This is a genomic window from Corynebacterium macginleyi, assembly GCF_003688935.1.
Taxonomy (GTDB): Bacteria; Actinomycetota; Actinomycetes; order Mycobacteriales; family Mycobacteriaceae; genus Corynebacterium; species Corynebacterium macginleyi.
On record NZ_REGE01000007.1, the window covers coordinates 94,698 to 109,891 of the forward strand.

17 protein-coding genes and 1 rRNA gene are annotated in these 15,194 nt (G+C 58.9%); 9 read left to right on the plus strand and 9 right to left on the minus strand.

All coding sequences use genetic code 11. The features are described from left to right. The first annotated feature begins 71 nt into the window (after positions 1–71). The 3 genes from serC (at position 72) to D9V82_RS06655 (ending at position 2,976) form a co-directional block, all read left to right on the plus strand. Positions 72–1,190 carry a phosphoserine transaminase gene (gene serC / locus D9V82_RS06645; RefSeq protein ID WP_121911654.1) on the plus strand — a complete coding sequence of 373 codons (1,119 nt, stop codon included), beginning with the start codon at positions 72–74 and terminating at the stop codon, positions 1,188–1,190. 106 nt (positions 1,191–1,296) lie between these two features. Then, positions 1,297–2,142, plus strand: a complete 846-nt coding sequence (sepH, locus tag D9V82_RS06650) for a septation protein SepH (protein WP_121911636.1) — start codon at positions 1,297–1,299, stop codon at positions 2,140–2,142. A gap of 3 nt (positions 2,143–2,145) precedes the next feature. Beyond that, positions 2,146–2,976, plus strand: coding sequence for a DUF6928 family protein (locus D9V82_RS06655; RefSeq protein WP_121911637.1), 831 nt, complete (start codon positions 2,146–2,148; stop codon positions 2,974–2,976). Here D9V82_RS06655 and D9V82_RS06660 read toward each other — a convergent pair. The 3 genes from D9V82_RS06660 to D9V82_RS06670 are packed head-to-tail and all read right to left on the minus strand — an operon-like array spanning position 2,937 to position 5,877. After that, a complete protein-coding gene (locus D9V82_RS06660; RefSeq protein ID WP_121911638.1) occupies positions 2,937–3,743 on the minus strand; it encodes a TrmH family RNA methyltransferase in 807 nt (268 codons plus the stop codon). The genes D9V82_RS06655 and D9V82_RS06660 overlap by 40 nt on opposite strands. A gap of 10 nt (positions 3,744–3,753) precedes the next feature. After that, positions 3,754–5,157, minus strand: a complete 1,404-nt coding sequence (locus tag D9V82_RS06665; protein ID WP_121911639.1) for an NCS2 family permease — start codon at positions 5,155–5,157, stop codon at positions 3,754–3,756. A 51-nt stretch (positions 5,158–5,208) separates the two neighbouring features. Further along, positions 5,209–5,877, minus strand: coding sequence for a DUF3027 domain-containing protein (locus tag D9V82_RS06670; protein WP_121911640.1), 669 nt, complete (start codon positions 5,875–5,877; stop codon positions 5,209–5,211). Between the two features lie 5 nt (positions 5,878–5,882). On the opposite strand from D9V82_RS06670, the gene D9V82_RS06675 reads away from it, so the two are divergent. Both D9V82_RS06675 and D9V82_RS06680 read left to right on the plus strand, forming a co-directional pair. Next, positions 5,883–6,698, plus strand: a complete 816-nt coding sequence (locus D9V82_RS06675) for a glutaminyl-peptide cyclotransferase (protein ID WP_121911641.1) — start codon at positions 5,883–5,885, stop codon at positions 6,696–6,698. Between the two features lie 6 nt (positions 6,699–6,704). After that, positions 6,705–7,238: a DUF2771 domain-containing protein gene (locus D9V82_RS06680; protein WP_121911642.1), complete on the plus strand. Its 534-nt coding sequence runs from the start codon at positions 6,705–6,707 to the stop codon at positions 7,236–7,238. Here D9V82_RS06680 and D9V82_RS06685 read toward each other — a convergent pair. Next, the gene (locus D9V82_RS06685) at positions 7,235–7,615 is read right to left on the minus strand and encodes a cold-shock protein (protein ID WP_121911643.1); all 381 of its coding nucleotides are present in this window, start codon (positions 7,613–7,615) and stop codon (positions 7,235–7,237) included. The two genes, D9V82_RS06680 and D9V82_RS06685, sit on opposite strands and share 4 nt — an antisense overlap. A 292-nt stretch (positions 7,616–7,907) precedes the next feature. Between D9V82_RS06685 and D9V82_RS06690 the strand changes: the two genes are divergently transcribed. Next, positions 7,908–8,528, plus strand: coding sequence for a resuscitation-promoting factor Rpf1 domain-containing protein (locus D9V82_RS06690; protein WP_121911644.1), 621 nt, complete (start codon positions 7,908–7,910; stop codon positions 8,526–8,528). Between the two features lie 47 nt (positions 8,529–8,575). Here D9V82_RS06690 and D9V82_RS06695 read toward each other — a convergent pair whose 3' ends face one another. After that, positions 8,576–8,761, minus strand: coding sequence for a hypothetical protein (locus D9V82_RS06695; RefSeq protein ID WP_005279826.1), 186 nt, complete (start codon positions 8,759–8,761; stop codon positions 8,576–8,578). Positions 8,762–8,826: 65 nt separating this feature from the next. On the opposite strand from D9V82_RS06695, the gene D9V82_RS06700 reads away from it, so the two are divergent. Genes D9V82_RS06700 through D9V82_RS06710 form a run of 3 tightly spaced genes read left to right on the plus strand, consistent with a single transcriptional unit; the run spans position 8,827 to position 13,105 of the window. Then, entirely contained in the window at positions 8,827–10,854 is a 2,028-nt protein-coding gene (locus D9V82_RS06700) for a helicase-associated domain-containing protein (protein ID WP_121911645.1), read from the plus strand. Further along, the gene (locus D9V82_RS06705) at positions 10,851–12,476 is read left to right on the plus strand and encodes a DNA repair helicase XPB (RefSeq protein ID WP_121911646.1); all 1,626 of its coding nucleotides are present in this window, start codon (positions 10,851–10,853) and stop codon (positions 12,474–12,476) included. The genes D9V82_RS06700 and D9V82_RS06705 overlap by 4 nt, the downstream gene beginning before the upstream one ends. Further along, positions 12,473–13,105: a DUF3239 domain-containing protein gene (locus D9V82_RS06710; RefSeq protein WP_121911647.1), complete on the plus strand. Its 633-nt coding sequence runs from the start codon at positions 12,473–12,475 to the stop codon at positions 13,103–13,105. The genes D9V82_RS06705 and D9V82_RS06710 overlap by 4 nt, the downstream gene beginning before the upstream one ends. Before the next feature lie 59 nt (positions 13,106–13,164). Here D9V82_RS06710 and D9V82_RS12990 read toward each other — a convergent pair whose 3' ends face one another. The 4 genes from D9V82_RS12990 to rrf all read right to left on the minus strand — a co-directional run bounded on the left by D9V82_RS12990 (position 13,165) and on the right by rrf (position 15,194). Next, positions 13,165–13,308: a type II toxin-antitoxin system RelE family toxin gene (locus tag D9V82_RS12990; protein WP_325168052.1), complete on the minus strand. Its 144-nt coding sequence runs from the start codon at positions 13,306–13,308 to the stop codon at positions 13,165–13,167. A gap of 102 nt (positions 13,309–13,410) precedes the next feature. Then, positions 13,411–13,698, minus strand: coding sequence for a type II toxin-antitoxin system RelB family antitoxin (gene relB / locus D9V82_RS12895; protein ID WP_121911648.1), 288 nt, complete (start codon positions 13,696–13,698; stop codon positions 13,411–13,413). 85 nt (positions 13,699–13,783) lie between these two features. Then, positions 13,784–14,839: a hypothetical protein gene (locus D9V82_RS06725; RefSeq protein WP_239088595.1), complete on the minus strand. Its 1,056-nt coding sequence runs from the start codon at positions 14,837–14,839 to the stop codon at positions 13,784–13,786. 237 nt (positions 14,840–15,076) lie between these two features. Further along, positions 15,077–15,194 (minus strand): 5S ribosomal RNA (gene rrf / locus D9V82_RS06730).

Genomic DNA, 15,194 nt, shown 5'->3' on the forward strand with positions numbered 1-15,194 from the left:
GTGATTCTGGCAACAAGTTTATGGGAATCAAAATACCTGCCACACAACCGGAACTGCTCTACACTGGCGGCATGAGTACTCCAGAAATCACCCTGCCAGCACATCTTTTACCTGACGATGGCCGCTTTGGCTGCGGCCCCTCCAAGGTGCGCCCCGCCCAAATCGAAGCCATTAACCCCGCGATCGTAGGCACCTCACACCGCCAACCAGCGGTAAAAAACCTCGTCGGATCCGTGCGCGAGGGCTTAAGTAATCTCTTCTCTCTTCCAGAAGGATACGAGATCATTCTTTCCTTGGGCGGCGCCACAGCCTTCTGGGACGCAGCTACCTTCGGCCTCATCGAGAGCCAGTCGGCTCACCTTAGCTTTGGTGAATTCTCCACCAAGTTTGCCAGGGCGGCTGCCAAGGCCCCGTGGCTCAAGGCCCCTGCACTGATCGAATCCCCCGCCGGCACCGCGCCGAACCCGCACGAGCTTGCGGCCGATGCCGATGTCGCCGCCTGGGCCCACAATGAAACCTCGACCGGTGCGATGGCGCAGGTCGTTCGCCCCCACCCACTAAATGATCAGCAGCTCGTGGTTGTTGATGCTACCTCTGGCGCCGGTGGTCTTCCCGTCAATATCGCGGAAACGGATGTTTACTACTTCTCACCGCAGAAGTGTTTTGCTTCCGACGGCGGCCTTTGGCTCGCCGCAATGTCCCCGGCTGCCTTGGAGCGCATCGAAAAAATTAACCACTCCGATCGCTTCATTCCGGAGTTTTTGAACCTACAGACCGCGGTGAATAACTCCCGCAAGAACCAAACCTATAACACCCCGGCGATTGTCACCCTGCTCATGCTGGATAACCAGATCAAGTGGATGAATGACAATGGTGGGCTCGACGGCATGGTTAAGCGCACCACCGAGTCATCCTCCACGCTGTACAACTGGGCCGAATCCCGGCCGGAGGCCACCCCATTCGTCAGCGACCCAGCAGCGCGCTCGCTGGTCGTGGGCACCATCGATTTCGACGCATCCGTCGATGCCGCACAACTTGCCGCCACCCTGCGCGCCAACGGCATCCTTGATGTCGAGCCCTACCGCAAGCTGGGCCGCAACCAGCTGCGCGTGGGCATGTTCCCGGCTATTGAGCCCGGGGACATCGCCAAGCTCACGCACTGCATCGACTATGTATTAGATGCCAACTAAGTCACCAACATGCCCCGGCGCCTCGCATGGCGCGGGGGCTTTTCGCGTTATAGTTGACTGCATCACAAACCCGTCCTTCCGTCGATAGGCAAAGGAGCGCCACACTATGCGCGAGCTGTTTCTCGTTGACAGCAAATCGAGCGAAGACTCGTTGGTGCTACGCACCGAAGAAGGCGAAGAATTTTCCCTTCCCATTACCGATGGGCTGCGTTCCGCCCTCACGCCCGCCGCTAACCAGTCGGAACCGAAGCTAGCGCCAATGCCGAAAACCTCGCGCGAAAGGGAAGAAAAACAGATCCGCCCGGCCGAGATTCAACACCGCATCCGCGCCGGTGCCTCCACGGCAGAGCTCGCGGAAGAAATGTGCGTGGATGACTCGCGCATTGAGCCCTTTGCCTACCCGGTGATGCTGGAGCGCAATCGCATTTCTGAGCTAGCCAAGCAGGCCCACCCGGTGCGCGAAGACGGCCCGGCCAAGCTCACCCTCTGGGAAATACTGGCAAGTTCCTTTGCCGCCCGGGGCCACTCCCTCTCGGAATCCACGTGGGACGCCTACCGCCACCAGGGCGAACCGTGGGTGGTGCGCGTGACCTGGAAAGCGGGCCTTTCTAAAAACGAGGCGGAATGGACTTTCAAACAGTCCATGTCCTCCCCCGCTACGGTCGAAGCCCGTAACTCGGTCGCGGCTGATCTAACGGACCCAGACTTCGTACAGCCGGTACGCTCACTGACCTCTTTGGGCAGCGGCCGCTATGACGAGGCCATTGACGGCGATCAGCCCGCCAACGTCACCGATATTTCCGGTTCCAGCGAAGAGACGGAGGAAGAGGAGTTCCTGCAAAATCCTTCCGCCGCACCGAAGCCATTGAAGCGCCGCCGCAAGGCCGTGACCCCACACTGGGAGGACGTTCTCTTGGGCGTTCGATCCAGCACCAAACGCCCAAAGGACTAAACAGTGGACATTTCTCATGCCATTCTCACGCTGTGGTATGTCTCCCGCCCCGGCGCTGAAGAAGTTCTCAAAACCGAACCCAAGGCGGACCGCGGGTTCGGCCGCAAGTTCCTAGCCCAGCTCAACCCAAAATTCCCGGTCACCCCGATTGGGCAATTCCCCCTCAATCGGTCCGCGCAGACGGATCCGAATGAATACTACATCGGCGGCTACCCGGGGATTACCGTGGTGCAAACGGTCTGCGAGGGCGGTTCCGTCCTCCTGTCCCAGCTGCCAAAAGACCTGCTACGCGCAGTCCCCGCCCAGCGGGTTATCGGCCTCGTCAGCACCGCAGACAAGGACTACGCGGGCTTCGCGCTGTGGGAAGGCGGTGAGCTCAAGCGCTGCCTGTGCGCAACCCGCGACCGCCTCTACGAGGACACCGGCCTGCCTGAGCCTTTTGAGGCACCGTTCTGGGCCGGCGAAAAGGACGAATCCTTGGGCGGCATTTCCCTGCCGTTTCGGCCCCACAGCATCATGGAAGCCGCCCAAGAACACTGGTTGGGCATCACCGTAGGGCGCGAGGGCCCGGATCTAGACGTCGTGGGCTACGCCATCGACGGTCGCCCAGAACCCAAAATCGATCCCCCGAAGCCACAGCAGCCTGTCAGCGAACTCGCCGCCCAGTCAGCGAATAAGCTGGGCCTGAACGATTATGACGACTACGAGGATCATGATGCCGAGCCGGGTTCCACCGGCGACGAGATCCTTTCTGCCGCCAAGCACCTCAGCTCACTAATAGGCAATTGGGGACGTCAAACTTTCAAATCGCTTAAGGAACGCTGGCGCTCATAAAAGGAAATAGCAGCCGCGGTCGCAACATTGAGGGAATCGGTACCTGGAGCCATCGGTATCCGCGCGCGGATATCGGTGGCTTTCATCGCGTGCTCAGTAAGCCCGGGGCCCTCCGCGCCGACCAGCATGGCCACCTTATCCTGTCCGTGCATGGCCTCTGCCAGGTGGACCGCCTGCGGGTTGGGGGTTAAGGAAATAAGGGTAAAGGAGGCATCGACAAGCGCCTGCAAGGAACGCTGCCACGTGGTGAAACCGCCCTCCAAGTGGGCGAAGGGCAAGCGCAGCACATGGCCCATGGATACACGCACCGAGCGACGATAGAGCGGATCCGCAGCACCTGAGCCCAGCAGCACAGCATCCACATTCATACCCGCCGCGTGGCGGAAAATAGCGCCGATATTTTCATGATCCCCCACGCCTTCCAGTACGGCGATGGTGCGGCTGTGCTTAAGAATCTCGCCCAACTCCGGTTCTGGGGCGCGGTCCGCGGCGGCTACCAGCCCGCGGTGCATATCAAACCCGGCGACCTCGGCGAGGGTCTCGCGCGAAACCTCGTAGACAGGGCACTCCGGCTCGCCGTACTCAGCAAAGAAGGCTTCCAACTTCTGAGAAAAGCCCACCAGGCAGCGCATGGGGAACCGCGATGCCATCAGGCGGGCGACCACCAAAGGGCCTTCTGCAATGACCAAACCCTCGCCGGATTTATCGGATTTGTTGAGGTTGCGAATATCATCCAGACGAGGGTCACGGGGATCAGAAATATGCATGCAGCCCAGGCTAGCCGATGGCATCCGAAATAGGATCGATGCCAAAATAAATAACAAAGAGCCCGGCAAGCAGCCACATAATCCAGTGCACCTGCTTGGCTTTGCCAGCAAAGGTAGACATGAGCGCGAAGGTAATAAAACCCACGCCAATGCCGTTGGCAATGGAATAGGTAAACGGCATGACCACGATGGTAAGGAAGGCCGGAATGGCCACTTCCATGCGGGTCCATGGGATATCCGTGAGCTGTGCCGCCATCATGACACCGACGATGACCAAGACAGGCGCTGCGGCCTCGATAGGAACGATTTCATAAAGCGGGGTGAAAAACATGGCGGCGATAAAAAGCAATCCGGTCATGATATTGGCCAGACCGGTACGCGCACCATCGGCAATGCCCGCAGAGGAATCCGCAAAGACGGTATTAGAAGATACCGACCCCACGCCACCGGCGACCGCGCCGGCGCCTTCTACGACCAACGCCTTCTGCATACCCGGCAGGTTGCCGTTATCATCCACGAGCTTGGCCTGCTTGCCCAACCCGGTCATGGTGCCCATGGCATCAAAGAAATTAGTCAACAGCAGGGTGAAGATGAGCAGCACCGTAGAAATCACGCCGATCTTGGCAAAGGCGCCGACCAGATTCACATCGCCCACGATGGAAAGATCCGGCAGGCCACCCAACGCATCCGGGGCCTCCGGGGCGGCCATACCCCAGTCCTCCGAGCCCGTGAAGGCCTGAACGACGAAGGCAATCACCGTATTGAGGATAATGGCAATAAATAGCCCGCCTGGCACTGTGCGGATGACCATGAAAGCACAAATCAACAGGCCAATAACGAAGACCACCGCCGGCCAGGTGGCAATCGAGCCATTAATCCCCAGCCCCACCGGCACGGTGGTCTGTGCGGCATCGGGCACGCGAGTAACAAACCCGCCGTCTACAAAACCGATGATGGCGATGAACATGCCAATACCCACGCCCATAGCAGCCTTCATGGGCTGTGGGATGGCATCAAATACCGCGGTGCGGAAACCAGACACGGCGAGCAGGACGATAATAAGGCCCTCAATAACCACCAGGCCCATGGCTTCTTGCCAAGTCAGCCCGCTGGTGGCGACCATACCGATGGCAACGAAGGTATTCATGCCTAGGCCAGCAGCCATGGCAAAGGGGTATTTGGCAATCGCACCGAAGGCGATGGACATGACGCCGGCGACGAGCGCCGTGGCTGCGGCAACCTGCGGCACGCCTAGGGTATAGCCCTCCGCGTCCGGGCTCGTGCCCAGGATCAGCGGGTTGAGCAAAATGATATACGCCATGGCGAAGAACGAGACCGTTCCCGCTCGTAGCTCAGTTCCGATAGTGGAACCACGTTCAGAAATATGGAAATAGCGATCGAGAGTGGCTTTCACGCCGTGCCCCTTCACGTAGAGCGGTATTTTTTACGCCCTAAGTGTGCTTCCTCAATCCGCAATTTCAAAATCTTGGTAAATGGGCTTTTCATCGTCGAAGGCCACGGCCGGCACCTTCTCCTCGCGCACCCGCGTTTGCGAATGCGCACCACAACCGTAGCGCGCATGTACCACCCGGCCATCAGCAGAATACTCATTGGCGCATATCCCAAAGTTATCCATTGACTGCATATAAAACGCGCACGTGCGGCACTGCAGGTGCGCCTTGGCTGCCATCTCCGCGGTGGGGCCATACTCTTGTTGCCAGCGCTGCTTGGCATCCGCTAAGCCCTTGGCAGAAAGCTCATTTCCATCCAGGCGCTCATCATCGATGGCCGGCGGCATAAGGTCCCCCGGGCCCAAATCCCCCGGCAGCACGCGGTCCGCATACGGCACCCATTTCGGCGCCTGCAGCGCTTCTCCGCCCGGCACCAGCGCAACCTCGTTGACGGTGACGTAGCGCGAACCTTCCGCACACGCGATCACGGCCTGCCACTCCCAGCCCAGGTAGCCTGGCATATCCGCCTCGAAGCGATGGGTGGCAACGTTGCGGCCCATGCCAGCTACGCCCCTATGCTTGCCGATGCCCCCTTCGCCCACTTCTTCCAATGCTTCACGAGCAATGCGCACGGCACGGGAATCGATCAACGGATTTGCTTGTCGCTTACTCACGCCCCTCATTATTCATGATGACCCGCCAACAGTGGTACATATGGTGCATGTCGTTTCTCCGCCGCGCCACACTCATTGCCGTGCCCTGCTGCGCGCTGACCGCCTGTTCTTCTAACACTCCCAACTCTCCCGATTCCTCCACCCCTGAGCACCTATCCGTGGAGGTCCTCGAGACCGCGCCACTGCCGGAGAACTCCTTTACCCAGGGTCTAGAAGAAGACGGTAAGGGCAATCTCTTACTCGGCACCGGGAAATGGGGTGAATCCCGGCTCATTCGCTTCTCCCCTGCAAGCGGCGAAGTCCTGCAGGAACGGGCGCTCGATGATTCCTTTTTTGGGGAGGGCATCACCCGGTACAACGATTCCATTTGGCAATTGACCTGGAAGCGCGGGCAGGCCCTGCGCTATGATAACGACTTCCAGCACACAGGGACCGCCACCTATGCCGGCGAAGGCTGGGGATTATGCGCCCACCAGGACGAGCTCGTCATGTCTGATGGAACCTCTACCCTGCGCCACATGGATCCGGAAACCTTTGCGCAGCGCTCCACCACCGAGGTCACCCTCGAGGGCTTACCGGTGGACAATCTCAATGAGCTGGAATGCGTGGACGGTGATGTCTATGCCAATGTGTGGCAGAGCAACGATATCTACCGCATCGATCCGTCCTCCGGAGAGGTGACCGCGGTGATTTCTACCGATGCCATCGATAAATCTAAATACACCGATCCCGATGATGTTTTAAACGGTATCGCCCATATAGAGGGCACCGATGAATTCTGGCTTACCGGCAAGCGCTGGAATGAGCTCTACCGCGTTCGAGTAAAGTAATGAGCCATGGCAACCCTTAAGGAAGCAAGGAAAAAGTCGCTGCTGCAAATCCTCGCGCTCATCGTGAGCGTAGCAGTCATCGTCGCCGCCGTGGTGATCTTCCAGAGCTGGCGCAACTCGCGGCCAGGACGAGAGCCCAGCGAGATAGCGATTACCGCCTCCGTAGGGGATAAGACCACAGAAGTCACGCCCTACCTCGTGTGCGAGCCGGGAACCGATTGCCCCGAAGGCGATGTCCCCCAGCTAACGGTGGGCGAAGATGACACCTTACATTTGGAGATTCCCAAGGAGATCTCGAACCACCAATGGAAGGTGCTTTCCATTTATGATGACCCCGCCGCCAATGACGAAACCTTGCACGGTGCGAATGAAGCGAGCGAGGTAGATATCCCCGGTTCGGTAGATCCCATCGAGGCATCGACCGGCGAGCGCCCCCGCCTCATGGTGGTGGAAGTCTCCTCCCTCATGATTGGTACCGATGATGAGGGCGAAGAAACCCCCCTCGCCACCGTGTGGTCCCTATCCACCATGCAGGATTAGCTATCCAAATCCTTCGCAATCGCGCGAAGGATTTCTGCTACTTGGCGCCCGGTCTTACGCTCAGGGTAGCGCCCTGAGTTCAGCACCGGCTGCACCTGCGATTCCAGCAGGGTCATAACATCAGAGACCATGCTACCGAGCGCTTCTGGCTTGCGCGATGGCGTGCGGCGGCGCGGCTTATCCAGCACGCGCACCCGCAGTGCCTGCGGTCCGCGGCGCCCTGCCGCGAAATCGAATTCGATGCGCTGTCCCGGAAAGATTTCTTCTACGCCCTTGGGCAGGACATTCCGGCCGACGTAAACGTCTTCATCGCCGGGGTTGCTCACGAAACCGAAACCTTTCTCGGCGTCATACCACTTCACTTTGCCAATGGGCATAGGTATCCACCTTTTCTCTTGGGTAAATTTATAATTCTAACTGGAAGTTCTGCAGAACAGAAGTTCCACCCTTTATGTGATATAGTTCACAGAACAGCGTTGAACTGCGGAAATGTCGTTAAGGAAACCACACTAGTCTCAACTTTTTCCCATTTAGTGCCGAGAACGTGACTATTTCGTTATAAACCGCTACTCTGGCCCGCAGTGTCGCCGCAAAAAGGTTTCCCGCCCATCCTTTCTTAGCGGCGCAAAACACTCCCACAAAACGGGCATCACGGGAAGGACTACTTTTATGGGACGCCACTCCGCGAAGACTAACCGCTTTGCCGCCAAGTTCACCGCAGGCACCGTTGCCTTGGGCGCAGCGGCCGCCATCATGGCGCCGACTGCTGCTGCAGCCCCTGACTCCGATTGGGACCGCCTTGCACAGTGCGAATCCGGCGGAAACTGGCACATCAACACCGGCAACGGCTACCACGGCGGCCTGCAATTCAGCCCACAGACCTGGCAGGCACACGGCGGCGGTCAATTCGCCCCTACCGCGAACCAGGCAACCCGCGAACAGCAGATTGTCATCGCTGAGCGCACCTTGGCTAATCAAGGCTGGGGCGCTTGGCCTGCATGCTCGGCATCCCTTGGCCTGAACTCCGCGCCGACCCAACGCACCGCCCCATCTGCGCCTGCTGAAGCACCGCAACCGGTACAGCAGGCAGCAGGACATAGGTCCGATGAGCTCGCCGTCGACGCCGTCTACAACCTCATCAAGGACACCGCTCACGCTTACGGCCTACAGCTGCCGGCGCAGTTCACCGACTTCTACCACGCAAACCGACACGACTTTAACGCGTTTTACTCTGCAAACCGCGACTTCATCGACCCGGTTGCACAGCTGGTTGACAAGTTCACCCGCTAAATTAGCGCATAGAAATTCCCCTCGCCGTCTGCGGCAAGGGGAATTTTTTAGCGATTAATGCGGGTATAAGGGTGAACGTAGTTCAACTTCTCTGCCGGCATGGGCAGCACTAAATCATCGCCGTAGGGGCTGGAGGCGCCAGCAAAAGGCGCAGAAATTTCCGTAATTGCATGCTCGCGATGTTCATTGTCCGGCCAGGCCGGGGATACAAAGCCATTCTTTTCATTCGACATAGGCTTATTATTTCAAACCTCAGGCAAAAACGTAACTCGATCCGGCGCTAAAATTGTCATTTATCATGACTCAGTCCTCCCACCTCCCGCATTTTCGCACCTGGCTTAATTCCCTTTCAGAAGAAGAACTGGCCACCATCCTCCGCCACCGCCCCGACGTTTTAACCCCGCTGCCGCCCTCCATCGCGGCGCTGACCACACGCCTGCTCTTGCGTACCTCCATCGCCCGAGCGCTAGCGGAGTGTAACGCGCAGCAGCTGGCGGTGTTGGAGGACATCGCCAAGCGTGGCGGGGAGCTGGCGGAGGTTCAAGACCGCAACCCCGCCATTACTCGCGAGCTCAAAGAACGCGGCCTCGCATTCGGCGCGGTGCAAATTCCGCCAGAGGTCATGCCTGCGCTCCCCACGGGCTGGTCACTGCTCAATCAGCTCAAGGTATCACCCGCGACAATCGAGGCCCTTGCTGAAGACGAACGCCACGTCCTTGCCACCCTGGCGCGCTCCAGCGGCATCGGTACAACTCGCGAGACCGATCCCTCGCACCCGGTCTCGCGGCTTATTGCAAAGCAACTCTTGCAGCGAGTCGATTCCCAGACCGTTCGCCTGCCGCGCGAGGTTCACCGCGCGATGCAAGGGCATACCGTCGCGTACATTGCCACCGAGCCCTCCGCGCGGCGCGGCCAGCCCACCGCGGACCGCAAGGCCGATGACGCTGGCACCGCCGCGGGCCTATCCGTGGTCCGCGGCATGCAACAGCTCATTTCTGCACTCGGTGCCCGCCCGATCGAGCTCCTCAAAGATAAGACCGTTGGCGTCCGCCCCCTTACCCAGCTCAGCAAGCAGCTCGACATTGCGGAACCAGAACTGCGGCGCTTGATTACGCTTGGCCTATCTGCACGGCTTATCAACCGTGGCGAACCGTCCGGGTACGAGGGAAACTTCCTCGCCCCCACCGACTTCGCCCACAATTGGCTTGATGCAGGACTAGCCAAGCAGTGGCGCGTACTTCTCGCAGCGTGGGAAAATTCCCCCTGGACGCCGTGGGTATCCGGCCGGGTACCCTCTTCTAGCACCGACCGCCTGCCTCAGTTCCGCCAGCATATCCTCGATGTGTACCTCCACTCCTCACAGCCAATCTCTGCAGCTGAATTTCAAGCGGACCTGCATTTTTCCTTTCCCCTTTTTGCCACGCATACCTCCCCGGAGACCATCGATGAGCTACACCGCGAGGCCGAATGGATAGGCGCCATCGCGCTCGGGCGAGCCACGAGCGTGCTTATTGAGGGCTTCGATGCAACCGATACTCTGACCCCAGATACCATCAATAAATTTCTGATCCAGGCGGATATGACCGTGCTCGTGCCAGGTCCCCTCGAACCCGGTGCCCACCACACCCTGGAATCCCTGGCGGATCTGGAATCGCCCGGCCTGGCCAGTGTCTACCGCATCAGCGATGCCTCACTGCGCCGCGGCCTTGACCGCGGGATGACGGGACCGGAAATCCACGATTTCTTCGCCGCACATGGCGATGTCCCCCAGACGCTGGCGTTCCACATCGAGGACGTAGCGGGGCGACACGGCACCCTGCGTTCGGGCCCAGCCCTATCCTACCTGCGCAGCGAGGACCCAGCCCTCTTGCGCATCGCAACGAAAGCCGCCCCGCTACGCCTCCTTGCTCCCACAGTCGCGATTTCCCAGCTGCGCGTCAACGAGCTTCTAGAGCGCCTGCGTGAGTACGGCCTCTGCCCCGCCGCCGAGGACGAGAACGGCGCCAGCTTGTCTATCGCCCCCGAGCCCGCAACACTCCCGACGCCCAGCCCGCGCTCCCAGTCCGCACCACCGGATATCACCCGTGCCCTGCGCAATCTCACTAGTGGGCAAGCTCCGAGCCTACCCAACTTGGATGTGGTGCACGCGGCCGCGCGCAACGCACGCCCCATCATCATTAGCTACGCCGATAAAAATGGCAATACCACAACCCGCACCGTAACCCCACTTACCGTCGCCGGTGGCCAAATCGATGCCCGCGCCTCTGATGGCTCCACCATCCGGTTTCCCCTGCACCGTATCACCTCCGTTACTCTAGATACATGAACGGACCACTGATTGTGCAGTCGGACAAGACCGTCTTGCTGGAAGTCGATCATCGAGATTCCGCCGCTGCGCGCACCGCCCTCGCGCCATTCGCGGAGCTGGAGCGCGCCCCCGAGCACGTGCATACCTACCGCATCACTTCCCTAGCGCTCTGGAACGCCCGCGCCGCCGGGCACGACGCCGAGCAGGTCGTCGATGTCTTAGAAACCTACTCCCGTTTCCCCGTCCCGCAATCACTGCTTGTCGATGTAGCCGAGACCATGTCCCGCTACGGCCGCGTCCGCCTCCAAGCGCACCCCGCCCACGGGCTCATCCTCGAATCAGAAGAGCCCGCGATCCTTACCGAACTCTCCCGCGGCAGGGTAGGAAAGCTGCTTGGTGCGCGCATCGATGACAACAGCATCGCTGTCGCGCCTTCTGAGCGCGGACGCCTCAAGCAGGAACTCCTCAAAGCCGGTTGGCCCGCCGAAGACCTCGCCGGTTATATCGACGGCGAATCCCACCCCATCGCGCTGAAGGAGGACGGCTGGCACCTGCGCGATTACCAGGAATACGCCACCGCTGCCTTCTGGTCCGGCGGTTCCGGCGTCGTGGTGTTGCCCTGCGGTGCCGGAAAAACCATCGTTGGTGCCGCCGCCATGGCTAAGGCGCAATCCACCACCCTCATCTTGGTCACCAATACCGTCGCTGGCCGCCAATGGCGCGACGAACTCCTGCGCCGCACCACGCTTTCCGCACATGACATTGGCGAATACTCCGGCGAGAAGAAAGAAATCAAGCCGATTACCATCGCCACCTACCAAGTAGTCACGCGGAAAACCAAAGGTGAGTACCGCGCCCTCGAACTCTTCGATTCCCGCGACTGGGGCCTTATTATCTACGACGAGGTCCACCTGCTTCCCGCACCAGTGTTCCGTATGACCTCGGACCTGCAATCGCGGCGTCGGCTAGGGTTGACCGCCACCCTCGTGCGCGAGGATGGCAGAGAAGGCGATGTCTTCTCCCTTATCGGCCCGAAGCGCTACGATGCGCCGTGGAAAGAGCTGGAAATGGCCGGCTACATCGCCACCGCGGAATGTATCGAGGTCCGTGTAGATATGGACCCGGAAGAACGCATGCTGTATGCCACTGCGCAGCCACGAGACCGCTACCGCATCGCCGCCCAAGCCTCCGCCAAGCTCCGCGCAGTCGATAAAATCCTCTCCACCCACGACCAACAAGCGCTTATCATCGGCGGCTACGTGGACCAACTACGCGAATTAGGTGCGCACCTCGATGCCCCCGTCATCGACGGCACTACCTCTACCGCCAGGCGCGAGAAGCTCTTCCAGCAATTCCGCGATGGCGAGCTGTCCATCCTCGTCGTATCCAAAGTGGCCAATTTCTCCATCGACCTACCCGAAGCCTCACTGGCCATCCAGGTCTCCGGCACCTTTGGCTCCCGGCAAGAAGAGGCGCAGCGCCTGGGCCGCCTCCTGCGGCCGAAGGAAACCGCGGCACTCTTTTATACACTGGTCGCCCGCGACAGCCTAGATGCGGATTACGCCATGCACCGCCAACGCTTCCTCGCCGAGCAAGGATATGCCTACCGGCTCATGGACGCAGTAGACTTAGGACAATGAAGGTTTTTAAGTTCGACGTTAACGAGTCTTTTGCCAAGGCCAATAACGAATTATTACGCGATTCCAACCGCCTTCGCGTATCCGGGCTTCTCTTCGGCCTCATCCTGATTATTGCTGGGGCCGCCGTATGGTGGAGCTTCTCCTGGGGAGTCACCGTGGGCTTAGGGCTCATCTTCTTCGGCATTGTCGTTGCCTTCGTCGGCCTTGCCGCCGCAAGCAAGGTAGGAACGGCCCAATCGCTCTATGATTCTTATCCGCTCGCGCCCGCCGTCATCGCGGAAGTCAACGAGCGCGACATGGTGTTACTCGCCCTGGTCAATACCAATGTGGATCCTTCCCTTCCCCCGCGCTGGGGTGCGTGCCTGCGCACGGTGTCCTCCATTCCTGGCGTCCAACGCACCGTCGGCACGAAGGTTCCGGTGGCCGCCGTGTCCGGCCAGCGTTCTACTTCCGATAAGGAGCATTGGCAGCAGATTTCCCCCATGCCCATTGCCTGGGGAACTCCCGATGCGGAAACCGTCACCATCGCCCGCAAATCCATCCCCCAGGAACAATGGCAGCGCCTAGAGCGCGCCCGCAAGCGGCTTTCCGATGTCAAAGCAACCCGCTATGACCTGCTCGTCCTCTAGGCAGGACTCTCAAGCACCAGATAGTTTCTGGTGCTTTTACTTTTATCAAAATCAAATGGTTAACAGTAGATGTTGCGTCGGTGTCCTATATCGATGACATTGACGACCACAGCTTCATCGAGGATGGAAACAATCACCCGATAATCCCCTACGCTCCACCGCCACAATCCAGACTTGTCCGCGACGAGCCCTTTACCGCGCACACGAGACCGTTTAACACTGCTACCTCACGAAGAAACTTCCTGATTTGTTTCTGTACGGGTTTGTCAAGCTTTCGAAACGACTTCGCCGCACGCGGGGTGAACTCAATCGACTAAGCCACACTCGTCCTCTAAGGCTTGCAGAGAGATCGTATCCAATTCTCCGCGTCGGGCTGCTCCGGCTTCGGCTTCAAGCGCATACACATACCCAAGTTCATCTAGATAGGAATCTAGGGCCTTGCGAAGATAGAAGGATCCAGTCCGCCCAGTCCGCGAAGCAAGCGCATCTAGGCGCTCTTTCTGATTCGCGTCAACGCGCAAACTAATTACTGACTCGCCCGCGTAAACATGTTTACAACAAGTAAAGCGATTTGTACACCACCCCGTGAGCATTGCCCGCGCTGTGCTCTGGTCAGGTTGTATTGCTGACTTCCTGCACACTCATAGTCACGAATTGAGCGTTTTCGCAGTAGCCAAATCAAGCGATAAGTGAAACCTCGTCAAGTCGCCTTAAGATGACATGCCGCTTGGCGTAGCGACGGCGCAGGTCTGTCAAGAATGCGTTGAAGTCCGCTTCCCAGGGCTCCCCTAGTTCCGCCGACTTTTCCCTCATGGTATGCAGCAGCTCGATGCCCATGTCGCGACCAACCCGAGTCGAATCTAGATAAGTTGCGACGTCGTCGCGAACGAAAGGAAGAGCCTGCTCCGGGAGCTCATCGAGGAATCGTTGCGCCATTGACTCTTCCATTCCCGCCTTTACGACGGTGCTCCAGGCACGTTCAGTGTCTTCAAGGCACAGGTGCTGGAACATCGCTAAGTCCCACGGCTTAGCCGCCAACGTGGCTTGTATATGCGCCGCAGATTTCGCCTTGTCGGTGCCCGCAGCATAGAGTTGCTGAGCGGACGCCAATTCGGGGTATGCGTCGAACACGCTGCGGGCCACGCGTTCCGATTGTTCAGGGAAATGCTCAGTAGCAAGCACAGCCCAACGCCAGGCTATATTTCGAGTTTCCTCTACGGCGCACTCGTCAATTGCCTTTTCAGCCCAATCAAAGGCAAGGTCATAGCGGCCGATTTCACAAAAACCGGCAATGATCTCCTCAGAGCGCGTTGCAACACTTCCCTGCAAACCATGGGTACGAAGAATGGCCTCACTAGTGCCTTCTAGCACGGCTAGACGACGCCCCACGTATCCACTACCTTGCTCGGACGTATTCCACGAACGGATGCGAGCCACCCCCTCTTCACCAAGAGCAGGTGCCAGATACACTGGATCAAGGTCGATTTCCTCGACTGGGAGAATCTCGTTCATTCGCATAAACCAGCCAGCCAAGGCGCTACCGGAATAACTAGCTTGCTGCGCGGCGACAGGGACTACCCGCGCCAAGACTTCGGCGGCATCCCTTATGGCATGGGCATAGTCATTGGCCCTAGGAATAGTCTTGAGCACCACTTCTACTGCATCTAGTGCAACAGCCAAAATATCGCATGGACCCGGAGGCACTATGCCGGTAATTTGTGCGGGATCCTTCATTGCTTGGTCTAATAGCTCAGCGGCTTCATATATGCGGTCGCTGTAATGCACTCCGTGGGCGCCCTTGTACAGATCTGGGTCATTGGTCCGAACAAGGCCGGTTATTGCCTATGCAAAAGTTCTCATGGGGTTCAAGTATAGAAAAATAGGGATCACAAACAAGAGGGGCAAGGACCCCGTCGTTGGTGTCCTTGCCCCTCTTGATACATGTTTTATAAAGTTGTTGTTTTTGTTTGGTGTCGGCGGTGACTTACTCTCCCACAACCTCCCGGTTGCAGTACCATCAGCGTGTACAGGCTTAGCTTCCGGGTTCGGAATGGGACCGGGCGTTTCCCTGTAGCTATCTACCACCGAC